Source organism: Paracoccus sp. (in: a-proteobacteria), from assembly GCF_030538755.1.
GTDB lineage: Bacteria > Pseudomonadota > Alphaproteobacteria > Rhodobacterales > Rhodobacteraceae > Paracoccus.
This window is the reverse complement of the sequence record NZ_JAUNTJ010000017.1, coordinates 17,008-38,192: the sequence shown is the minus strand read 5'-3', so window position 1 is coordinate 38,192 and position 21,185 is coordinate 17,008. Positions and strand designations below refer to the sequence as shown.

The window sequence follows — 21,185 nt, the reverse complement described above, 5'->3', positions numbered from 1 at the left end:
GGGCAATTCAGCCCTGATCGCGAATAATCTTGGCCACGTTGTCGAACAGCCCCGGCGCGGCGGCGATCATGTCGCCCGATTCGACCGGGTTTTCACCCGCCGTGATGCCATCGACAAAGCCGCCCGCCTCGCGCACCAGCACGATGCCCGCAGCCACGTCCCATGCCTTGAACCCGCGCTCCCAATAGGCATCGACGCGGCCGGCGGCCAGCCAGGCCAGATCCAGTGCGCCCGCGCCCAGACAACGGATGCCCGCCGACTGCGGGCCGATGCGGGCCATGTCGCGCAGCCCCTGCCCCAGCAGGCCCGAGCGCGCACCGATGGGAACGCCGGTCGCGATGACCGCCTCGCCCAGTTGCTTGCGGCCCGAGACGCGCAGCCGCTGGTCGTTCATCCATGCGCCGCCGCCCTTTTCGGCCACGAACAACTCGTCCTTGGCCGGATCAAAGATCACGCCTGCGACCACCTCGCCCTTGTGTTCCAGCGCGATCGAGATGCACCAATGCGGCTGGCCGTGCAGAAAATTCGTGGTGCCGTCCAGCGGATCGACGATCCAGCGCCGGGTCGGGTCTTCGCCCGCCTCTTGCCCGGTTTCCTCGCCGATCCAGCCATAGTTGGGGCGGGCGCCGCGCAGTTCCTCTTTGATGATCCGTTCCGCCTCGCGGTCGGCGCGACTGACAAAATCGCCCGCGCCCTTGACGCTGACCTGAAGGTTCTCGACCTCGCGGAAGTCCTTGACCAGACTGCGCCCCGCCTTGCGCGCGGCTTTTATCATCACGTTCAGATTGGCGCTTTGCATCGGCGGCTCCTGTGGTTTCAGGCGTCTTACGGCGATGCGGGCCAAAATCCAATCCCTTACCCGCGCAGCATCCGCAAAGGTTCGGTCCGCGCCAGCCGCAAAACATGGGCGATATAGGGCAAACCCAGATCATCGGCACGCACCGCCGCATAAAGACGCCGCAGCATCCCGCCCTGCCCCAGCGGCAGCAGCGCGATTTCCGGATTGGCGATCTCGCGCCGCAAAACCCAGTCGGGCATCACCGCCACCCCGCGCCCCGAGGCAACCAGCATCACCGCCACCGCCGTCAGATCGACCTGCCGCAGCCCGCGCGGCTCGACCCCGGCAGGGGTCAGGAACTGGCTGAACACATCCAGCCGCGCCCGGTCCATCGGATAGGTAATCAGCGTCTCGGTCGCCAGATCCTCGGGGTCGGCCCAACCCTTGGCCACCAGCGGATGCGTGGCGGGCACCATCAACGTCGGGGCATAATCGAACAGCGGCTGAAAGCTGACGCCGGGCGTATCCTCGGGGTCCGAGGAAATCACCAGATCGACATCTTCGCGCAACAGCGCGGGCAGCGCGGCAAAGGCCAGCCGCTGGCGGATGTCCACATCGACATCGGGCCAGGCGCGGCGGAACATGTCCAGCACCGGCAACAGCCAGTCGAAACAGGCGTGGCATTCCATGGCGATGTGCAGCCGCCCGACGCGCCCCATCTCGACGCCCTTGAACTCGGCCTCGGCGGCCTCGATCAGCGGCAGCACGGTTTCGGCCAGCCGCAACAGGCGCAGCCCCGCCGCCGACAGCCGCATCGGCTTGGCCCGGCGCACGAACAGCTCGACCCCGGCCTGATCCTCTAACCCCTTGATCTGGTGGCTCAGCGCGCTTTGGGTGATATGCAGCACCTCGGCGGCGCGGGCCAGACCGCCCTGTTCATGGATCGCGCGGACGGTGCGCAGGTGCCGCAACTCCAGGTGCATCTTGAGTCAGCCTCATAACCTTGTTGAGAAACATGAATTTGTCTCACGTCAAGCCGCATGGCACAAGGGGGATAACAAAAAGGAATCGCGCCATGACAACGCCCCGCATCAGCTTTGAGTTCTTCCCGCCCAAGACGCTGGATGCCAGCTTTCGCCTGTGGGACACCGCGCGGGCGCTGGCCCCCCTGTCGCCCGATTTCGTCTCGGTAACTTATGGCGCGGGCGGCACCACGCGCAAGCTGACGCACGAAGCGGTGACGACCATCAACCGCCACTATGGCCTGAATGTCGCCGCGCATCTGACCTGTGTCGAGGCGACGCGCGACGACACCCTTGCCATCGTTCAGGATTACGCCGACGCGGGCATTCGGGAAATCGTCGCCCTGCGTGGCGATGCGCCCAAGGGCGCGGCGCGGTTCACCCCGCATCCCGACGGTTTCGCCAATTCTGTCGAACTGATCGAGGCCATCGCGGCGCGCGGTGACATGACGATCCGCGTCGGCGCCTATCCCGAACCGCATCCCGACGCAGCCGACACCGCCGCCGATGTCACCTGGCTGAAACGCAAGATCGACGCCGGGGCGAACAGCGCCATCACGCAGTTCTTTTTCGAGGCAGACACCTTTTTCCGGTTCCGCGATGCCTGCGAAAAGGCCGGGATCGACGCGCCGATCATCCCCGGTATCCTGCCGATTCACGGCTGGGCGGGGGCCAGGCGGTTCGCACAGAGCTGCGGCACCTCGATCCCGCAATGGGCCGAGGACGCCTTTGCCGCCGCCGCCCGCGACGGGGGCGAGCGTGAACGCCTGCTGGCCACCGCGATCTGCGCCGAACTGTGCGACGACCTGATCCGGGGCGGTGTGGACCGGCTGCATTTCTACACGCTGAACCGCCCCGAGCTGACCCGCGACGTTTGCGCCGCGCTTGGCGTCGTCCCCGTGCGCGAGCTGGAGGCGGTGGCGTAAAGCCGCCGCCGTTACTTGCCCGCCACGGTCTGCCCCGCCCGCAGCCACCCGCGCCGCCGCACCTTGTCCACCGCCTGATCTGCCAGATGCCCGGTCAGCAGGGCGGGGCCGGGATAGGGGCGGATGACGGTCGGGTGCAGCGCCTCGGTCGGGTGCTGGCCGGCCAGTCGCGGGGCGCGGGCCAGAAAGAACTTGCCCCAGTTGCGCCACGATCCGATGCCGGGCGCGGTGGCATCGCAGGGAAAATGCGCGCGCCAGCCATCGGGCAGCGGCAGCCCTGCGGCACCGGCCCGTTCCAGCATCCAGACCAGCGGAATATTGGCCAGCGGGCGCGCGAACTCTAACCCCGCCAGTTGGCCACCAATATCGGCGTGGCAGCCCTTGAACCACATCTGTTCGATATGCCCCGCGCCGCTGGCGTCATCCCAAAGCTGCGGCGCAAAGACCGCGCGCGTTTCATCCAGCGCCAGTGCCTGATAGCCGTAATCCACGCCCGCCCCCAGATGCGCATCGTGGAAACGGAACTGCGGCTCGGTCAGCATCCACAGCAAGGGCAGCCGCAGGCCAAGCGCCATCACCGTATCAAAGCAGCCCACCATGCGAATCGGTGCAGCCGGATGGCAGCGCCGCCGGCGAAACAGCGCCGCAGCCCCGGTCGCATCGTCGCGGCGGTAATAGCGCCACGCCAGCCGGATGTTACGTTCGGTCGCGGCATCGGCCCGCAGCAGGCCGACACGCCCGATCATCCCGGCCAAGGATCGCACGGCAAAAGCGCCGCGCGAATAGCCCAGCAAGAACACCCGGTCGCCCGGCAGATAGCCCGAGGCCAGCCAGCCATAGGCACCGGAAATCCACGCCTCCAGCCCCCGGCCCATGGCGATGTCGCCCAATGTCCGCCAGCGGTTCCACTGTTGCCCCGCCGTATAGTGCAACCGCAGCCGCCCGCCGGGCACCGCCCCATAGGCCCCGCGCAGCAATTGCCGGATCTGGCCGATGGACGAACGCCGCCCCTCGGCCAGCGAGGCGAAGGTGCCGTCCATCAGCACCACATGCGTCAACGGGGCACGGATTCTGTCCATGCCCCGTGTCCTAGCACAGCCTGATTACAAAAGGGTTAGTCCAATGCCATCACGGTCGCGTGGGTCATCAGGCCAAAGCCGTTGAAACGCGTGTTCGTCACCGTCGAATAGGCACCCGCACCGTGAAAAATGACGTAATCCCCTTCGGCAATATCGTTCGGCAGGCTCAACTCGCCGGGCAGGCGGTCCACCGAATCGCAGGTCGGGCCGAAAATCACCCGGCCATGCACCTCGGCCCCGCGCGGGGAGCCATCGGGGGCCAGCACCTCGATCCGGTCAAGGTTGCCGATGATGGGCAGTTCGGTCAGGCCGCCATAAACGCCATCGTTCAGGAATACGTTGGTGCCGTCGCGCACCGCCTTGACCCGCGCGATCAGCGAAAACGCATCGGCGCACAGGGCGCGGCCCGGCTCGCACACCAGTTGCGGGGCGTCGGTGCCGAACACCTCGGCCGTGACGGAACCGATGCGGTCAAAGATCGACTCAAGCTCGGGTTCGACGCCATGCACGCGGTAAGAGGGAAAACCGCCGCCCACGTTCAGCCGCACGGCGCGCACGTCCGCCGCATCGCAAATTTCCCGCGCAACCCGGATATAGCTTTCCCACGCGCCCGGATCGACACATTGCGTGCCGGGGTGGAAGGTCAGCGAGGGCGTATAGCCGCGATCCGCCACCGCCCGCAGCAGCTCGGCCGCCAGTTCCGGCGTGGCCCCGAATTTCGAGCCGAAATCATAGGCTGCCCCCAGAACCGGCAGCTTGAAGCGGGGCGAAATTTCCACGCCCGCGCCATCGACCGACACCGGCACCTGTGCGAACAGCTTGTCCAGTTCGGACCGGCTGTCCACCGACCACGCCAGAATCCCCGCCCCCACCGCATGGGCAATTTCCGCGACCGAGCGCACGGGGTTGTGGTAATGCCGCGCCGCACCCGGAGCCAGCCGCCCGATCAGGCCGATTTCCGCAGGCGAGGCCACATCAAAGCCGCGCAGCCCGGCGGCGACCAGATTCTGGATCACCACTTCTTCGGGGTTCGATTTGACAGCATAGGTCACAAGCCCCGGAAATCCGGTGATAAACCGCCGCGCCCTGTCTTGCAGCAGGGTCGGCGCAAAGGCCATGACCGGATTTTCCGGCTGCATGTTGCGGATCAGGTCGGCGGGGTTATCCCAGACGGTCTTGTTCTGTCCCATGCGTGGCCCTTCCATGTTCCAAAGCCAGAAAGATGCGCCATATGCCGCCTGATTTCATCATTGAAAAGCGTGATTTCATCGAAAAATCCGGTTATTCTGCCGAAAATTCCGTTGAAGTGGAGTCGCCATGGATGATCTTGACCGCAACATCCTGACACAACTGTCGCAAGATGCCCGCATTTCCGTCGCAGTGCTGGCGCGCAAGCTGCGCGTGGCGCGGTCCACGGTTCAGGCCCGGCTGGAGCGGCTGGAATCCAGCGGCACCATCGCCGGCTATACCCTGCGCCTGGGCGAGGCCGCGCGCGCCGGTCACATCCGCACCACCGTGCTGATCGCGATCGAGCCGCGCACGCTGCCCGCCGTGCTGACCCGGCTGCGCGCGATCCAGCAGGTCGAGCGCATCCACTCGACCAGCGGGCGGGTCGATCTGCTGCTGCAACTGGCCTGCGCCTCGACCTCGGAACTGGATGACGTGCTGGACCGGATCGGCGGGATCGAGGGGGTGCGGTCATCCGAAAGCCTGATTCACCTGTCCACCAAGCTGGATCGCGCGACCTGAGGCGGCGGAAACGGACATCAGCACATAAGCGGCCAGACAGCCTGCGTTATTGCAGGGCCTGGCCGCTTCCGTTGTCTTTTCAGACCAATGTTTGCTTTTCAAGACTGCAACTGGCACCTTCTTTTCAGGGGAACCGGCGCGGCCTTGCCCCGGTTTCACAACCGCAATACCTGAAAGGACGAACCATGAGCTATCAAGGCAATCCCTGCTGGTATGAGCTGAACACCAGCAACCCGTCCGAGGCAGGGCGATTTTATGCGGCAGTTCTGGGGTGGCAAACCATCGCGGCCGATATGCCGGGACTTGATTATACCTTGGCCAAGGCGGATGATGTGATGATTGCGGGGCTGACCGCGAATCCCGGCGATTTGCCGCCGCATTGGCTGATCTGCTTCGCCGTCGATGATTGCGCCGCGACCTGCGCGGCCATGCAGCGGGACGGAGCCAATATCTTGTCCGGCCCGGACGAAGTGCCCGGAACCGGCCATTATGCCGTCATCGCCGATCCGCAGGGTGCCCGCTTTGGCATTTTGCAACCCGATATGTCGCAGATGACCGCCGACGAGATCGCCAAGGCCGAAGCGTCGGGGTCGTTCGATCAGTCGAAGACCGGCCATGCTAATTGGAACGAGCTGATGACCACGGACCCCGAGGCGGGCTGCGCGTTCTATGCCCGCCATTTCGGCTGGACCAAGGGCGAGGCGATGGACATGGGCGAAATGGGCACCTATCAGCTTGTCCGCCGCGATGGCCGCGATATTGGGGCGATCATGGGGCTTGGCGATGCGCCGGTGCCGAACTGGCTGCCCTATTTCGGCGTCGAGGGCACCGAAGCCGCTATCGAGCGGATCAAATCGGCAGGCGGCCGCCTGCATCACGGCCCGACCGAGGTGCCCGGCGGCGCCTGGATCGCCATCGCGCAAGACCCGCAGGGCGCGTGGTTTGCGGTGGTCGGGCCTCGCTGAACGGGGCGAGGTTGTGCCCGAAGGTGCGTATTTGGGCAAACAGGAAGCGTTTTTCGCGCCAGGGGCGGAGCCGCTGACTGAAAGCCCTGACAGGCCCCGTCTGCGCTGATCGCCCTTGGCCTTCCCCGCGCCAGCCGTTAATCCAATGGCCAAGCAAGGGGATGACCGATGAGCATGGACAAAAGCTTCGACGCCAAGACCGCTGAACAGCGGATCGCCGCCGAATGGGAACGCAGCGGGGCCTTTGCCGCCGGGGCCAATGTGCGGCGGGCCGAGACCTTTACGGTCATGATCCCGCCGCCCAATGTCACCGGCAGCCTGCATATCGGCCACGCGCTGAACAATACGCTGCAAGATATTCTGGTGCGCTGGCACCGGATGCGCGGCTTTGACACGCTGTGGCAACCGGGTCAGGACCATGCGGGAATTGCGACGCAGATGGTGGTGGAACGGCAGATGGCCCAAGCCGGTCAGCCGGGCCGCCGCGACATCGGGCGCGAAGCGTTTTTGCAAAAAGTCTGGGCGTGGAAGCAGGAATCCGGCGGCACGATCATCAATCAGCTGAAACGGCTGGGGGCAAGCTGCGACTGGTCGCGCAATGCCTTTACCATGTCGGGTGCGCCCGGCGCGCCTGCGGGCGAGGACGGCAATTTCCACGATGCGGTGATCCGCGTCTTTGTCGATCTGTATAACAAGGGCATCATTTATCGCGGCAAGCGGCTGGTGAACTGGGACCCGCATTTTGAGACCGCCATTTCCGATCTGGAGGTCGAGAACCGCGAGACCCCCGGCCATATGTGGCATTTCAAATACCCTCTGGCCGGTGGCGAGACCTATGAATATGTCGAGCGTGACGCCGACGGGAATGTGACCCTGCGCGAGGTGCGCGACTATATCGCCATCGCCACGACGCGGCCCGAAACCATGCTGGGCGATGGCGCGGTGGCGGTTCACCCCGACGACGCGCGCTATGCCCCTATCGTCGGCAAGCTGGTGGAGATTCCGGTCGGGCCAAAAGAGCTTCGCCGTCTGATCCCGATCATTACCGATGAATACCCCGACCCCGATTTCGGCTCGGGCGCGGTGAAAATCACCGGCGCGCATGATTTCAACGATTACGGCGTGGCGATGCGCAACAACATCCCGCTGTATGCGCTGATGGATACCAAGGGCGCGATGCGGCGCGATGGTCTGCCCTATGACGAAAGCGCCGAGATCGCCAGCCGCGCGGCGCGGGGCGAGGATGTGGGCGATGTGTCGAACGTGAACCTTGTGCCCGAGGAACTGCGCGGGCTGGACCGGATGGACGCCCGCGCCGTGGTGATCGACCAGATCACCGCCGAGGGGCTGGCCGTCACCTATCTGCACAAATCCATCGACAAGGAAACCGGGGCCGAGCATCTGGAACGCCGCGCACTGGTCGATGCCAAACCGATCATGCAGCCCTTTGGCGACCGGTCCGGCGTGGTGATTGAACCCATGCTGACCGATCAGTGGTTCGTCGATACACAGCGGATCGTCGGCCCCGCGCTGGACGCCGTGCGCGATGGCCGGACCGAGATTTTGCCGGAACAGCACAAGAAGGTTTACTTTAACTGGCTGGAAAATATCGAGCCGTGGACGATTTCCCGCCAATTGTGGTGGGGGCATCAGATCCCGGTATGGTATGGTCTTGATCTGTCGGCCGAAGGCTTTGCCGATGATGAGGGCGACGGCGCGCTGGATGAGGTGGAACTGTTCCGCTTGCTGGTCGATGGGTTGGTGGATCGCGGCGAATTGCACCGCGCCGCCGCCAGTTTCGAGGGCGTGACCGAACTGTTCCGCGATGCCATCGCCGGTTTGCCGCAGCCGCTGGAAATCAGCCGCGTGGTCGAGGTCGAGAACCGCCATCAGGCCGTGGAAACGCTGGCCCGTGCGCTGGCCGATTACAACCTGACGCAAGACCCGACGCATCTGGTCTATCCCGTCTGGCGTGACCCGGACGTGCTGGACACATGGTTTTCGTCGGGGCTGTGGCCGCTGGGCACCCTTGGCTGGCCCGAGGATACGCCGGAACTGCGCCGCTATTTCCCGACCGATGTTCTGGTCACGGGCTTTGACATCATCTTTTTCTGGGTCGCCCGGATGATGATGATGCAGCTGGAGGTTGCGGGCGATGTGCCCTTCCGCACCGTCTATGTTCACGGGCTGGTGCGCGACGAAAAGGGCGCGAAGATGTCCAAGTCGAAGGGCAACGTCATCGACCCGCTGACCCTGATCGACGATTTCGGCGCCGACGCGCTGCGATTCACCCTGACCAGCATGGCCGCGATGGGCCGCGACCCCAAGCTGGGGCCAAAGCATGTCGAGGCGAACCGCAACTTTGTGACCAAGCTGTGGAACGCCACCCGCTTTGCCGAAATGAACGGCGTGCGCGGCGGCGGGGCGCGGCCCGAGCCTGCGCATACCGTGAACCGCTGGATCATCGGCGAAGTGGCGCGCATTCGTATGGCCACGGATGAGGCGCTGACCGGCTATCGCTTTAACGATGCGGCGACCGGGCTTTATGCCTTTGTCTGGGGCAAGGTCTGCGATTGGTATGTGGAATTCGCCAAGCCTCTGTTCGATGGCGAATGTGCCGATGAAACCCGCGCCACGATGGGGTGGGTGCTGGATCAGTGCTATACGCTGCTGCATCCGATCATGCCCTTTGTCACCGAAGAACTGTGGGCGCTGACCGGCGACCGCACGGGGATGCTGGTGCATGGCGACTGGCCCGAATACGGCGCGGAACTGATCGACGCCGATGCTGACCGGCAGATGAACTGGGTGATTTCGCTGATCGAGGCGGTGCGCTCGGCCCGCGCGCAGATGGGTGTTCCCGCCGGTGCAAAGCTGGACCTGATCGTGACGCAGGCGGACGCCGCCGCCCGTGCCGCGCTGGCCGCCAACGCTCCGCTGATCGGGCGGCTGGCCCGCGTGAACCCGCCTGCCGATGGCGCAGCAGCCAGGGGCACCATCGCGGTGGCGGTGGCGGGGGCGTCTTTCGCGCTGCCGATTGGCGATCTGATCGACGTGGACGTGGAAACCGCGCGGCTGGAAAAATCGGTAGCCAAGGCGGAAAAGGATGCGGGCGGATTGCGCGGGCGGCTGTCGAACCCGCGCTTCGTCGAAAACGCCGATGCCGAGGTGATCGAGGAAACCCGCGCCAAGCTGTCCACGCTGGAGGATGACATCGCCCGCACCCGCGCGGCCTTGGCACAACTGGCCGCGATGTGATTTGAGGGGGGGCGGGGGCGTTTCTCCGTGGCGACGGGTTTGCGCCGCAGCTCTGCCATCTGCAACGGTGTGAGGACGTCCCTGCCGGAGCCTCCGGCGGGGATATTTAGAAACGAAAGACGCCTGCTGGTCAGGGGGTATCGTCTTCGATGCGATCGGCCAAGGCTTCGGCGCGGGCGGCAAGTTCGTTCATCGCCTCGTGCAGATCGGCGGGGATGACGGGAATTTCCACCCGTTCGGGGTGCGCCTTGAGGCGGTTCAGTTCCCGTTCAGCCTTGTCGGCGCGGTCTTCGAATTGCGCGGTGCGGTCGGCCAGCATCAGGCCAGCCAGCAGCAGCAGGCGCGGTTCGGGCATCCTGCCGGCCTGCGACAGAATCTGCTGGGCTTCGGTATCCAGCATGGCGGCGGCGCGGCGCAGCAGTTTTTCTTCGCCGTCCTGCGCCGCCAGAGTGTAGTCGCGCTGACCGATGGTGAATGTGACCTCTGCCATAATCAGCCCCTTTCGCCGGTTTTTGCGCCCAGCAGGCGTTCCAGTTCTGCCATGATGTCGCCAAGCTGGGCGATTTCAGCCTCGCGCGCGGCGCGCAGGGCCTGAATTTCCGCCTCTAACGCGGCGATGCTGGCCTGATCGCTGTTTTCGCCCGGCTGCGCCTCGATCAGGGCGCGGTTGGCGGCGGCCAGTTCTTCGTTCGCGGCAGCAAGGCGGGCGATTTCGGCGCCTGCGTCATGCAGCCGTTCATCGACGTCAGGCGCAGAGGGTTGCGCAAGCGCCTTGGCCAGTTCTTGTGACAGGCGCTCGTTATCGGCCAATGCCGCATCCAGACGCGCGGCCAGATCGGGATCGGCGGTCACGGGATCGGGCGCGGCGGGGGCGGCCCCGCGCAGGCGGCCTGTTTCCAGCAGATAGTCGATCCGGTCCAGCGCCGCACTAAGACGGCGTTCGGCTGTGGCTATGTCGCTCATCCGCTTGTCCTTTGTCGTGTCAGAACGGGTTTTGACACTCAAAACCCGCGCTGACAAGGACGGGCGCGACATGGCGCCCGTCCGGGCCGGTATCAGGCAAGTTCACGCTGCTCGCCCTGAAGCCCCTTGATGATGGCCCAGACTGCACCCAGCAGCACGATGGTAAAGGGCAGCCCGGTGGACACGGCCATCGCCTGCAACGCCCCCAGACCACCGCCGACCATCAGCGCAATCGCGACCAGCCCCTCGATCGTGCACCAGAACACCCGCTGCGGAACCGGCGAGTTGATCTTGCCGCCCGATGCGATGGTGTCGATCACCAGCGAGCCGGAATCGGACGAGGTGATGAAGAACACCAACACCAGAACGATGCCCACAAAACTGGTGATCTGCGTCATCGGCAGTTGCGACAGCATCTGGAACAGCTTGAGTTCCAGCCCTGCCTCGCTGATGCCGGTAAATCCGGCCAGCGTCTGGGTGATCGCGGTGCCGCCCATGGCCGTCATCCACAGCACACAGACCAGCGAGGGCACGATCAGCACCGCCATCAGCAACTGGCGCACGGTGCGGCCACGCGACACACGCGCGACGAACATGCCGACGAAGGGCGACCAACTGATCCACCAGGCCCAGTAAAAAGCCGTCCACCCCTCGCGGAAGTTGTTGTCATCGCGCCCAAAGGGGTTGGACAGCGGGATCAGCTCGCGCGCGTAGGCGCCCAGATTGCCAAAGAAGCCAGTGAAGATCGTCATCGTCTGCCCGGCAAAGATCACAAAGAACAACAGCAGCACCGCCAGCGCCATGTTGAATTCGGACAGCAGCTTGACGCCCTTTTCCACGCCGGTGATGACCGAAACCATTGCGATCAGCGTGATGACGACGATCAGCACCACCTTGGCCGTGGTCGAATTGGACCAGCCGAACAGGAAGTTCAGCCCCGCCGTTGCCTGCTCTGCGCCAAAGCCCAGCGAGGTGGCCAGGCCGAAGATCGTGGCAAACACGGCAAGAATGTCGATCACATGCCCCGGCCAGCCCCAGATGCGGTCGCCAAAGATGGGATAGAACACGCTGCGCATCGTCAGCGGCAAGCCCTTGTTATAGCTGAAGATACCAAGCGCCAGCGCAACAACGGCATAAATCGCCCAAGGATGCAGCGCCCAATGATAGATGGTCGCGGCCATCCCCAGACGCCGCGCGGCCATTTCGTCGCCCGCGGCAGCGCCCAGCGGCGCCCAGTCGGTGCGCACACCGTTTTCATAGGTCGGCCCGGCGAAGGCAGCCTCGAAATGGCTGATCGGTTCGGACACGCCATAGAACATCAGGCCGATGCCCATCCCGGCGGCGAACAACATCGAAAACCACGCGCCAAGGGAAAAATCGGGCGTCGCCTCGGGGCCGCCAAGGCGGATCTTGCCCAGGGGCGATACGACCAGATACAGGCAGACCAGCACGAAAATGTTGCCCGACATCAGGAAAAACCAGTCCAGATTGCCGGTCAGCCAGTTGCGCATCCCGGTGAAAAACGGTTCGGCCTGTGCGGGGAACATCAGCGTCAGCACGGTGAAAATCACGATGGCCGCCGCCGAGGTGCCGAAAACGGGGTTGTGAATGTCGAAAGGGATCGCAGCGTCGCGCTTTTCGATATTGTCCTGACCGATGGTGTAATCGGTCTCGATGATCTCAGTCGGGCCTTCCGGCTGGGGGATCGGGTCGGTCCCATCGCTATCCTGCGGCACCATTTCAGGGTAGCCACTGAGAATCGGCCTTTCGTATCTGCTGTCTCCGGGGCGGCCCTTGCGGGCTGAATTGGGATTTTTCGGATCTGTCATCCTCTTTCCTTTCTCGCGGTGGCTGTGATCGGTCGGTCGGACGGCGGCGTTATGCCGCAGAAACACCGGGGCGTATCACAGAAATATGAAGACAGCCACCCCACCAACATCCACCAGAATCGACCGGACCGGAACCAGATACGACGAATCTGCGCATGATCTTGGCGCGCGGGGTCTGCCGGGCTAAAGAACAGGCAGAGATGAAGGATGAACCGATGCGCACAGCAACCGTTTCCCGCAACACCGCCGAGACCCGGATCGAGGTCACGGTAAACCTCGACGGCACCGGGGTTTATGACAATCAGACGGGGGTCGGCTTTTTTGACCATATGCTGGATCAGTTGTCGCGGCATTCGCTGATCGACCTGACCGTGCGGGCAGATGGCGATCTGCATATCGACGATCACCACACGGTCGAGGATACCGGCATCGCCATCGGTCAGGCTTTGGTGCGGGCCTTGGGCGACAAAAAGGGCATCCGCCGCTATGGCGCGTTTCATCTGGCGATGGACGATACGCTGGTGCGGGCCGCGCTGGATCTGTCGGGGCGGCCTTATCTGGTGTGGAATGTCGATTTCCCGACGCACAAGATCGGCAGCTTTGACGTGGAACTGGTGCGCGAATTCTTTCAGGCGCTGTCCACGCACGGCGGCATCACGCTGCATGTGGACCGGCTGCATGGGATCAATTCGCACCACATCGCCGAGGCCACCTTCAAGGCCGTGGCCCGCGCCCTGCGTGAAGCGGTCGAGCCTGACCCGCGCAGCGACGCGCTGCCCTCGACCAAGGGGGCGCTGTAATGCGGGTGGCGCTGGTCGATTATGACAGCGGCAACCTGCATTCGGCCGAAAAGGCGGTGCAGTTGATGGGCCGCGATGCCGGGGCCGAGGTGATCGTGACCGCCGACCCCGATGTGGTGCGCCGCGCCGATCGCATTATCCTGCCGGGCGACGGTGCCTTTCCGGCCTGCCGCGCGGCGCTGGACGCGGTGCCGGGCATGGTCGATGCCCTGCGCGAGCGTGTGATTGCGGGCGGGGTGCCATTCATGGGCATCTGCGTCGGAATGCAGATGCTGGCAGATGTGGGGCATGAGTATCGCGAAACCCCCGGCCTCGGCTGGATCGGCGGCGAGATTACCGCCATCGACACGCCTGGCCTGAAAGTGCCGCATATGGGCTGGAACGACCTGACCGTTCTGCACCCGCACCCTGTTCTGGAAGGCATCACCACCGGCGACCATGCCTATTTTGTGCATAGCTGGCAGTTCAAGGTCGCCAACACCGCGCATCTGCTGGCAACGGCCCATTATGGCGGGGCCGTGACAGCGGTGGTCGGACGCGACAATATCGTAGGCACCCAGTTCCACCCGGAAAAATCCCAAACCGTCGGGCTGCGGATAATTGCCAATTTTCTACGCTGGCAGGTGTAGGGCCGCGATTGCGCCGCGATACAAAGCCGGGGGAGGCCCCCGGCCCATTGCATGTATATGGACGATTGCCACCGCACACTTATTGAACCAGCAGCTCGGCATGCAGCGCACCAGCGCCGTGGATAGATTTCAGAATATCAATCATCTCGCGCGGACGGACACCAAGCGCATTCAGCCCTGCCACAACTTCAGACAGAGACGTCTCGCCAGAAACTTCGGCAAAGCCAATCCCCGCTTCATTTGAAAGCTCTACATTCGTGCGCGGAACAACTACAGTCTGGCCCGCCGCAAATGGATTGGGCTGAGAAACCACGGGCGTTTCCGCCACTTTAAGCGTCAGATTCCCCTGCGACACGGCCACGCGCGAAATACGCACATTATTCCCCATCACAATAGTCCCTGACCTGTGGTCGATCACCACCTTGGCCTTATCCTGAGGTTCAACAGTCAAATTTTCGATACGTGCAAGGACACGCGCCGGATTAACGGAACCGAGACGCTGAAAATCGACAGAAACAGTGCCGCTGTCATCGGTGCGCGCTATACGGTTTCCAAAATCCCTGTTGATTGCATCCTCAATCAGAACAGCCGTTGTGAAATCGGCATTTCTAAGCGCGATGCGAATATCCTGAATTTCAGAAAAATCGAAATCCACCTCTCTTTCGACACGAGCACCAACCGGGATTGTGCCCGCTGTCGGCACCCCTTCGACCACACGGGCCGCTTGCCCAGATGCAGCCGCGCCCCCCGAGATGATCGAACCCTGCGCCACAGCATAGATATTTCCATCTGCGGCCTTAAGTGGCGTCATCACCAATGTTCCGCCCAACAGGCTTTTGGCATCGCCAATAGTGGCAACATTTACATCGACACGGCTTCCGGCGCGGGCAAAAGGCGGCAAATCCGCCGTAACAATAACAGCAGCAACATTTTTCGACCGCAGGGCATCGTCAGACACGTTAACACCAAGTCGCTCTAAAAGACCTGCCAACATATCTTCAGCAAAAGGCGCGTTACGAAAGCTGTCGCCCGTCCCATCAAGCCCCACGACAAGGCCATAGCCAACCAGATCGTTCCCCCGGACACCATCAAAGTTCGCAAGATCCTTGATCCGCACAGGCGCAGCAGAGGCCAAGGCAGGCAGCAAAAAAAGGGCGATTAGCGCGATAATTTTCTTCACCGGAGGTAATCCACAAGCTTGAGGTTGGAAAGGCGCGACGTCAGCGTATAAAGCGTCTCCAACTGGGTCTGAACTTCCATCAGCGCAGTCGAGGTCGCAAACGGGTCAGCAGAAACCATTTCATTGCGCGCGATCTCATAAGATGCGAGTGCACTGGCATTTTGCGCACTTACGCTTTCTATCTGCTGCTGAGTCAGGCCTAGATTGCTACGCAGGCCAATGACATCAGGGGTATTCTTGAACAAACCCATGCCAGACAGGCGTAAAATCTCTTTCTGCTCGACCGGCGAATCTGAGAGAAAGCCACGATCAACAAGCGCACCCATGGCCATCAGCTTCATTGTATCACGCAAAACTGGATGGCTTGCATCAATCTCAACCGCCGCCTTATCCCGTTCTGACAGCTGAACCTGCCGCATTCCACCTTGCGACCCGGAATAGGCAAAGTCCAGAAAGCCGCCATCACCTGCCGGGGCTGAAAACCAGTCATCTAGCAGCACACTAGCCTCATCAGCCGTTGTGGCGCCAGAAACGATTGTTTCAAGCTCGGCCAGAATGCTGTCCGCCGAGGCCAGAGGCAAACGATCAGTGTCAACGCCACTAAAAATGGCAACACCCGCCACTGTTGTATTAAGCTGAGATATTACTGATTGGAATGCCTGCGACGATTCTTGGGCGTAAGCCGACACGATATGAGGAGATTCAGACACCGTAACTGCCATCAGCGTTACGCCCATTTTTTCCACTTTGGAATGCACATCCCCCAGAACAGCCTGCATCGCATCAACTTGACCGGAAGCCTCTGCGGAATTCAGCTTGAACTGTTGCAGCAGTGACATTCGGTTTTCGATATGATTAAGCGGCTGGAGATTTCCCCGCACACGCTGTGTAATATCAGCCACTTTACCGCTGTTCAGTTCCGATGAAAGAGCATCAAGCGTCGATTTCAACCTGTTAGTTGCATTTTGCAGCGCATAAGCACGGGCGTTATCGCCAATGGGATTGATGGTCATATCAGATACTCAACAGTGTTTTCAGCATATCGTCGATGGTCTGAATGACCTTCGCGTTGGCAGAGTAAGCATGTTCATATTGCAACAGGCGGCGCATCTCGGCATCGCTGTCAACACCGTCAGCCATCAGGCGAGTGGAAAGGGTCGTTGATCTCGCGTTTCGAACTGCCAGTTCGGCATCCGCACTGACGCGACGACTCCCCAAGCGGGACGAAAGCTGCCCCGCAAAATCATCAAGGCCCGACTGCCCCCCAAAGGTCGCCGCGTCCGCCATGGTTTTCGGCGCTGTCAAAGCTGCGCTGATCCGATCCAGCAGGCTGCCATTACCAACACTACCCTGCGATGTGGCACCTATGCCATCTCGAACCCTCCACACGTCCCCGCCATCAACCGCATTGAGTGCAGAGTTGATACGGATGCGAGAGGCAAGGCCATCAATCGCATCAAGGGACGCAAGCGAGCCGTCATCGGTAAAAAAACCAGGGCTTCCATCAAGCGTCGAATCCACAGTGTCGCTTGCAAGGCGATCATGCAAATCCAGTGCAAGCGCATCAATTTCACGTTGCAACTGCGGTGCCAGATCATCGCGTACCGCGAATGATGCCACCAGCGTTCCGCCGCCCAGCATTGCCATTTTGCTGGCAGAAATCTGGTGACCGTCAACCGAAAGCACCCCAAGCTGCCCGCCTTGGACCGTCATATCTGCCGATATCTGGCCAACTGCGGTAAACTCGAAATTTGATGGTTTGCTTCCGTCCAGCAAAATTGTGCCGCCCGTTGCGAAAAGAGCCAGCTTGTTTCCGGGCCGCTCGACTTGCTGGACGGGAATAATCGTCGAAATACGGTCGATAATTGTCTGACGTTCATCCTCCATGGAAAGCGTTTCGACGCCGCTGCTGCCAAGCGAGGAAATGCGCCGATTCAGTTCGGCCACACGCTGCAAATCCGCGTTCAGATTGGCCACATCGGCAGCAATCTGTTGATCCGCAGCGGAACGTGCCGCCTGAATACCGTCGCCAATTGCATTCAACTGTCGCGCCAATACCGTTGCAGATGACACGACATTGGTCAGGCGGACTTCATCATCCGGCCGGGCCGAGGCCGACGCCAGTGCGGTCTGAAAACCACTGAGCGCGGATGAAAGAGAGCCGGTCTCACCGGGAACGCCAACCAGATTTTCCATCGAGGTCAGGAACTGCGACTGGATCATCGCACCTTGTTTGGCACCGCTTGCCGAACGATTTTCTGCAACCAGAGTATCGTTAACGATGCGGTTGATACCATTCACATGAACGCCACCGACGCCCCCCGACCAGGATTGGGACGACACCTCCATCTCACGCCGGGCATAGCCCGGCGTCATGATATTGGCGAGGTTCGAAGACACGGTTTCGGTGCCGCGACCGCTGGCCTGAAGGCCGGTTACGGCGTTGGACAAAGCTCTTGTAAGGTTCATGCTGTCTTCCTTTCAGCAACTCCCGGTGCAATCATCAGCGTTTGATGTTGGTCGTTTCCTGAAGCATCTCATCCACGGTCTGGATGACCTTGGCGTTCGAGGAATAGGCCCGCTGCGTTACGATCAGACTGGTCAGTTCGTCGGCAACATCGGTTGTGGACTCTTCACGGGCATAACCGACAACTTCGCCAGTCGGGCCGTCACCTGCATCCCACAAGAAGAACGACCCCGAGGTTGGCGAAATCTTGAAGGTCTGCTTGTCCAGCGCGATCAAACCGTTCGGGTTCGGCACATCCGCCAGCGGCACTTTGTAAAGAACCTTCATAAAGCCGGTGTCATAGGTCGCGCGGATCAGGCCGTTCGGATCAATTTCAACCGACGCCAGATTACCGACCGGAGAGCCATCCTTGGTTACGTTGGTGGTCGAAAAGCTGCTGGACAGTTGCCGCATCCCGCTGACACCATTGATCTTGCCAATCTCCAGCGACATGGGCCCGCCAGCGACGTTGAAATTCAGCTTGCCGGTTTCGGCATCGTATTTTCCATGCGCATTACCACCGTCGTCATTCACCTCTTTGATGGTGCCGGCGGTGCCGGCTGCATCGTCAAAGACGAGTTGGAAGGTTTCGATCACATCCTCGGGCGGGTTCCCGGCGGAATCGCGGACCTCGACCGTCCAGGTGTTCGACAGACCGGGATCATCCGGGATCTCGGGCGTGAAGCTGAGCGTCAGAGTCTCAGATGTGCCGAGGTTGCCGAAATATTCCACGCTCATGGTGATCGGTTCGCCATCGGCGGTATCGCGCGTTTCCGACGCAGGCAGGTTCATGCTGAGAAAAATGTTGCGGGTCGGGTCGCTGGCGGTCTGGTTCTTGTCGATCTTGATCGGCTGCATCCCAGCGATCGTATCGCGCGGCATCAGCGGGATCGAACCATCGCTGTTTGCGGGCCAACCCATCAGAACCAGCCCGGATTCGGTCTTGAGAATGCCATTGGCATCGGGACGGAAGCTGCCGGTGCGGGTCATCAGCATGGGCAGATCGCTCATCTGATTGTCCAGCGCGACGGCGGTGGTGACAGGCAGCATCCCACGGCCCGAGATGGCAATATCCAGCGGATTCGATGTGCCGATAAGCGCACCGTTCTGGTCGATGATGCGATGCGAGGTGGCGCGCACGCCGCCCGCCGAATACATCCCGGTCGAATTCCCCTCGATCAGCACCATCGCATCGAATTCTGTTTCGACCCGCTTGTAGCCATAGGTGGACGAGTTCGCGATATTGTCCGAAATCGTCGCCAGGCGCATGGCGTTGGCCGAAAGACCCGAAACACCGGCGCTGAGGGCTGAAGACATCGTCATGTGGCTGCTATCCTTGCGTTTGAACCTTTGAATGCACCATGGACCAGACGCCTTAAAATTCGCCTAACGCCCGACAGCTTTTCCCGGCTATCTCAGTAAAATCACTTCAATCCGGTTGTTTGCAGGGTCCATCGGGTTGGCCGAGCGGTTTTTGCGGTCGGCCCAGCCAGTGACGCGCTGGATACGCTGACCATCCAGATTCGCCTGTTCCAGCAGGTTGCGCACAGTGTGAGCGCGAGCATCGGACAGCGGCCAGACCGGTGATCTGGTCATCATCGCCGGATAGGCGCGCACATGGCCGGAAATCGCCAGATCGTTGCGCACCCGGCCCAGAACCCGCGCCAGAATATCGGCCAGTTCGCGCGTGACCTGATGCGGCTGCGCCGTATCTTCGACAAACAACGGTTCATCCGTCAAATCAGACAGTTCGATGACCAGACCTTCATCGGTCAGCCGCGTGACGACATGGCGCAGCGCGTTGGTATGCTGCATTGATTCGGCGCCCGATCCGGTCAGGGCATCCTGAATCTGTTTGACCATTTCCTGAAACTGAGCGGCATCGCCAGTCATCTTTTCGGCCTGACCCTGCCCATCCTCGACCGAATCGCCCGAGCCGGTCTGGGACTGCATGATCGTCGGGTCGAAATAATCGGCCAAACCGCGACGCTGTTTTTCAGTGGTCGCATTCAGCAGCCACATCAGCAGAAAAAATGCCATCATTGCGGTCACGAAATCCGCATAGGCCACTTTCCATGCGCCGCCGTGATGACCGCCGCCACCGACCTGCACACGTTTGATAATGATCGGAGCAGATGCTCTGCCCTTATCAGCGGCCATGATGCCACCCCCAAGTTTCAGTTACCCAAGGGTGGAAAGTTTATCAGGACGCCTTTCAAAACAAGTTAACGCTTCAAATGCATCGTATTCTGCATCAGTCGTATTTGCGCTGATCCTCGATCACCAGGCCGTCGTTGGGCAGGCTGCCAGGGGCGACAACCTCGATACGACCTTTCAGCTTAAGAACGTCGGCAACGGTTGCGGCATAGGATTCACCTGTTGAATCAGGTGCTTCGATGCGGATGGTCATGCTGTCCATCTCGCCCTCGCGGGTGGCGATCACGCGGGCGCGGGCGATTTCGGGGTGCCGGGCGACCAGCGCGGCGACCTGTTCGGGGCGCACGAACATGCCCTTGATCTTGGTCGTCTGATCGGCCCGGCCCATCCAGCCCTTGATGCGCATATTGGTGCGGCCGCAGGGGCTTGTGCCCGGCAGCACCGCCGACAGATCGCCCGTGGCGAATCGAATCAGCGGATAATCGGGGTTCATCGTGGTGACGACCACCTCGCCAACCTCGCCTTCGGGGACCGGATCGCCGGTGCCGGGGCGGACGATTTCAACGATCACGCCCTCGTCCACGATCATCCCGTCGATCGAATCGGATTCGTAGGCCAGCAGCCCCAGATCGGCGGTGGCATAGCATTGCCGGGTGACGATCCTACGGTCGGCATAGGCCTGACGCAGCGACGGGAACAGCGCCCCGCCCGACACGGTTGCGCGGGTAAAGCCAAGCTGTTCGCCCATCTCGTCGGCCTTATCCAGAATGATCTTCAGATAATCCGGCGTGCCTGCATAGACGGTCGTGCCAATATCCACCGCCGCGCGGACCTGCAATTCGGTCTGTCCGGTTCCAGCGGGCAAAACGGCAGCATCCACCGCCCGCGCGCCCGATTCGAACATCATCCCTGCGGGCGTCAGGTGATAGCCGAAACAGTTCTGCACAATGTCGCCACGCCCGACCCCGGCGGCGTGCAGAAACCGGCCAAGACGCCACCAGTCGCCTTCCCGACGGCCCGGTTCATAGATCGGGCCGGGCGACTGAAAGATATGATCGAACTCGGCCGCCTTGCGCGTGGCAAAGCCCCCAAAGGGCGGCGATTTCTTTTGCGCATCAGACAGTTCCGCCTTGCGGATCACCGGCAGGCTGGCCAGTGCGGCGCGGGTCGTGATCTGATCCGGGTCCACCTCGCGCAGCAGCCGCGCCAGGGCCGGGGCCATCTTGGCACGGGTCAGCGCGGCGGGCAGGTCGCGCATCAGGGCGGCCTCTCGTTCATCCGCACTGCGGGTTTCCAGATCGTCGTGATGGCTGGTCATGCTGTCCCCCTGCGTTTCGGTGTCGG

19 protein-coding genes are annotated in these 21,185 nt (G+C 62.0%); 6 read left to right on the top strand and 13 right to left on the bottom strand.

Features of this window, described 5'->3' with window-relative positions; genetic code table 11:
• Window positions 1-7: 7 nt before the first annotated feature.
• Together Q4G14_RS11145 and Q4G14_RS11140 are read right to left on the bottom strand one after the other, a co-directional pair.
• A complete protein-coding gene (locus tag Q4G14_RS11145) occupies window positions 8-799 on the bottom strand; it encodes an inositol monophosphatase family protein (RefSeq protein WP_303361822.1) in 792 nt (263 codons plus the stop codon).
• Between the two features lie 56 nt (window positions 800-855).
• Window positions 856-1,761 carry a LysR family transcriptional regulator gene (locus tag Q4G14_RS11140; RefSeq protein ID WP_303361821.1) on the bottom strand — a complete coding sequence of 302 codons (906 nt, stop codon included), beginning with the start codon at window positions 1,759-1,761 and terminating at the stop codon, window positions 856-858.
• Between the two features lie 92 nt (window positions 1,762-1,853).
• Between Q4G14_RS11140 and metF the strand changes: the two genes are divergently transcribed.
• The gene (metF, locus tag Q4G14_RS11135) at window positions 1,854-2,726 is read left to right on the top strand and encodes a methylenetetrahydrofolate reductase [NAD(P)H] (RefSeq protein ID WP_303361820.1); all 873 of its coding nucleotides are present in this window, start codon (window positions 1,854-1,856) and stop codon (window positions 2,724-2,726) included.
• An 11-nt stretch (window positions 2,727-2,737) separates the two neighbouring features.
• Here the strand turns inward: metF and Q4G14_RS11130 are convergent, their stop codons facing one another.
• Window positions 2,738-3,805: a DUF2235 domain-containing protein gene (locus Q4G14_RS11130; RefSeq protein ID WP_303361819.1), complete on the bottom strand. Its 1,068-nt coding sequence runs from the start codon at window positions 3,803-3,805 to the stop codon at window positions 2,738-2,740.
• Between the two features lie 35 nt (window positions 3,806-3,840).
• On the bottom strand, window positions 3,841-4,995 hold the full coding sequence (locus tag Q4G14_RS11125; protein WP_303361818.1) for a type III PLP-dependent enzyme: 1,155 nt from the start codon (window positions 4,993-4,995) through the stop codon (window positions 3,841-3,843).
• A gap of 127 nt (window positions 4,996-5,122) precedes the next feature.
• On the opposite strand from Q4G14_RS11125, the gene Q4G14_RS11120 reads away from it, so the two are divergent.
• The 3 genes from Q4G14_RS11120 to Q4G14_RS11110 all read left to right on the top strand — a co-directional run bounded on the left by Q4G14_RS11120 (window position 5,123) and on the right by Q4G14_RS11110 (window position 9,777).
• Window positions 5,123-5,554 carry an Lrp/AsnC family transcriptional regulator gene (locus Q4G14_RS11120; protein WP_303361817.1) on the top strand — a complete coding sequence of 144 codons (432 nt, stop codon included), beginning with the start codon at window positions 5,123-5,125 and terminating at the stop codon, window positions 5,552-5,554.
• A 185-nt stretch (window positions 5,555-5,739) separates the two neighbouring features.
• Complete coding sequence (locus tag Q4G14_RS11115) at window positions 5,740-6,519, top strand: VOC family protein (protein WP_303361816.1); 780 nt, start codon at window positions 5,740-5,742, stop codon at window positions 6,517-6,519.
• A 168-nt stretch (window positions 6,520-6,687) separates the two neighbouring features.
• Entirely contained in the window at window positions 6,688-9,777 is a 3,090-nt protein-coding gene (locus Q4G14_RS11110; protein WP_303361815.1) for a valine--tRNA ligase, read from the top strand.
• A 130-nt stretch (window positions 9,778-9,907) separates the two neighbouring features.
• Here Q4G14_RS11110 and Q4G14_RS11105 read toward each other — a convergent pair whose 3' ends face one another.
• The 3 genes from Q4G14_RS11105 to Q4G14_RS11095 all read right to left on the bottom strand — a co-directional run bounded on the left by Q4G14_RS11105 (window position 9,908) and on the right by Q4G14_RS11095 (window position 12,479).
• The gene (locus tag Q4G14_RS11105) at window positions 9,908-10,267 is read right to left on the bottom strand and encodes a cell division protein ZapA (RefSeq protein WP_303361814.1); all 360 of its coding nucleotides are present in this window, start codon (window positions 10,265-10,267) and stop codon (window positions 9,908-9,910) included.
• A gap of 2 nt (window positions 10,268-10,269) precedes the next feature.
• On the bottom strand, window positions 10,270-10,740 hold the full coding sequence (locus tag Q4G14_RS11100) for a hypothetical protein (RefSeq protein ID WP_303361813.1): 471 nt from the start codon (window positions 10,738-10,740) through the stop codon (window positions 10,270-10,272).
• Between the two features lie 92 nt (window positions 10,741-10,832).
• On the bottom strand, window positions 10,833-12,479 hold the full coding sequence (locus Q4G14_RS11095; protein ID WP_303361852.1) for a BCCT family transporter: 1,647 nt from the start codon (window positions 12,477-12,479) through the stop codon (window positions 10,833-10,835).
• 305 nt (window positions 12,480-12,784) lie between these two features.
• On the opposite strand from Q4G14_RS11095, the gene hisB reads away from it, so the two are divergent.
• Both hisB and hisH read left to right on the top strand, forming a co-directional pair.
• Window positions 12,785-13,369 carry an imidazoleglycerol-phosphate dehydratase HisB gene (hisB, locus tag Q4G14_RS11090; protein ID WP_303361812.1) on the top strand — a complete coding sequence of 195 codons (585 nt, stop codon included), beginning with the start codon at window positions 12,785-12,787 and terminating at the stop codon, window positions 13,367-13,369.
• Entirely contained in the window at window positions 13,369-13,998 is a 630-nt protein-coding gene (hisH, locus tag Q4G14_RS11085) for an imidazole glycerol phosphate synthase subunit HisH (protein ID WP_303361811.1), read from the top strand. Before hisB ends, hisH begins: the two co-directional genes overlap by 1 nt.
• A 79-nt stretch (window positions 13,999-14,077) precedes the next feature.
• Here the strand turns inward: hisH and Q4G14_RS11080 are convergent, their stop codons facing one another.
• The 6 genes from Q4G14_RS11080 to Q4G14_RS11055 all read right to left on the bottom strand — a co-directional run bounded on the left by Q4G14_RS11080 (window position 14,078) and on the right by Q4G14_RS11055 (window position 21,159).
• Complete coding sequence (locus Q4G14_RS11080; protein ID WP_303361810.1) at window positions 14,078-15,178, bottom strand: flagellar basal body P-ring protein FlgI; 1,101 nt, start codon at window positions 15,176-15,178, stop codon at window positions 14,078-14,080.
• On the bottom strand, window positions 15,175-16,191 hold the full coding sequence (locus Q4G14_RS11075) for a flagellin (RefSeq protein WP_303361809.1): 1,017 nt from the start codon (window positions 16,189-16,191) through the stop codon (window positions 15,175-15,177). Before Q4G14_RS11075 ends, Q4G14_RS11080 begins: the two co-directional genes overlap by 4 nt.
• Window position 16,192: 1 nt before the next feature.
• Window positions 16,193-17,647 (bottom strand): flagellar hook-associated protein FlgK, encoded by a 1,455-nt coding sequence (flgK, locus tag Q4G14_RS11070; RefSeq protein ID WP_303361808.1) that lies wholly within the window; start codon window positions 17,645-17,647, stop codon window positions 16,193-16,195.
• 34 nt (window positions 17,648-17,681) lie between these two features.
• On the bottom strand, window positions 17,682-19,007 hold the full coding sequence (locus tag Q4G14_RS11065; protein ID WP_303361807.1) for a flagellar hook protein FlgE: 1,326 nt from the start codon (window positions 19,005-19,007) through the stop codon (window positions 17,682-17,684).
• An 87-nt stretch (window positions 19,008-19,094) separates the two neighbouring features.
• Complete coding sequence (locus tag Q4G14_RS11060) at window positions 19,095-19,844, bottom strand: flagellar motor protein MotB (protein ID WP_303361806.1); 750 nt, start codon at window positions 19,842-19,844, stop codon at window positions 19,095-19,097.
• Between the two features lie 94 nt (window positions 19,845-19,938).
• Window positions 19,939-21,159 (bottom strand): phenylacetate--CoA ligase family protein, encoded by a 1,221-nt coding sequence (locus Q4G14_RS11055; RefSeq protein ID WP_303361805.1) that lies wholly within the window; start codon window positions 21,157-21,159, stop codon window positions 19,939-19,941.
• Between the last annotated feature and the right edge of the window lie 26 nt (window positions 21,160-21,185).

Coding starts and splice junctions, on each gene's coding strand:
- Q4G14_RS11145 (WP_303361822.1), bottom strand. CDS start 799: ATGCAAAGCGCCAATCTGAACGTGATGATAAAAGCCGCGCGCAAGGCG.
- Q4G14_RS11140 (WP_303361821.1), bottom strand. CDS start 1,761: ATGCACCTGGAGTTGCGGCACCTGCGCACCGTCCGCGCGATCCATGAA.
- metF (WP_303361820.1), top strand. CDS start 1,854: ATGACAACGCCCCGCATCAGCTTTGAGTTCTTCCCGCCCAAGACGCTG.
- Q4G14_RS11130 (WP_303361819.1), bottom strand. CDS start 3,805: ATGGACAGAATCCGTGCCCCGTTGACGCATGTGGTGCTGATGGACGGC.
- Q4G14_RS11125 (WP_303361818.1), bottom strand. CDS start 4,995: ATGGGACAGAACAAGACCGTCTGGGATAACCCCGCCGACCTGATCCGC.
- Q4G14_RS11120 (WP_303361817.1), top strand. CDS start 5,123: ATGGATGATCTTGACCGCAACATCCTGACACAACTGTCGCAAGATGCC.
- Q4G14_RS11115 (WP_303361816.1), top strand. CDS start 5,740: ATGAGCTATCAAGGCAATCCCTGCTGGTATGAGCTGAACACCAGCAAC.
- Q4G14_RS11110 (WP_303361815.1), top strand. CDS start 6,688: ATGAGCATGGACAAAAGCTTCGACGCCAAGACCGCTGAACAGCGGATC.
- Q4G14_RS11105 (WP_303361814.1), bottom strand. CDS start 10,267: ATGGCAGAGGTCACATTCACCATCGGTCAGCGCGACTACACTCTGGCG.
- Q4G14_RS11100 (WP_303361813.1), bottom strand. CDS start 10,740: ATGAGCGACATAGCCACAGCCGAACGCCGTCTTAGTGCGGCGCTGGAC.
- Q4G14_RS11095 (WP_303361852.1), bottom strand. CDS start 12,479: ATGGTGCCGCAGGATAGCGATGGGACCGACCCGATCCCCCAGCCGGAA.
- hisB (WP_303361812.1), top strand. CDS start 12,785: ATGCGCACAGCAACCGTTTCCCGCAACACCGCCGAGACCCGGATCGAG.
- hisH (WP_303361811.1), top strand. CDS start 13,369: ATGCGGGTGGCGCTGGTCGATTATGACAGCGGCAACCTGCATTCGGCC.
- Q4G14_RS11075 (WP_303361809.1), bottom strand. CDS start 16,191: ATGACCATCAATCCCATTGGCGATAACGCCCGTGCTTATGCGCTGCAA.
- flgK (WP_303361808.1), bottom strand. CDS start 17,647: ATGAACCTTACAAGAGCTTTGTCCAACGCCGTAACCGGCCTTCAGGCC.
- Q4G14_RS11065 (WP_303361807.1), bottom strand. CDS start 19,007: ATGACGATGTCTTCAGCCCTCAGCGCCGGTGTTTCGGGTCTTTCGGCC.
- Q4G14_RS11060 (WP_303361806.1), bottom strand. CDS start 19,844: ATGGCCGCTGATAAGGGCAGAGCATCTGCTCCGATCATTATCAAACGT.
- Q4G14_RS11055 (WP_303361805.1), bottom strand. CDS start 21,159: ATGACCAGCCATCACGACGATCTGGAAACCCGCAGTGCGGATGAACGA.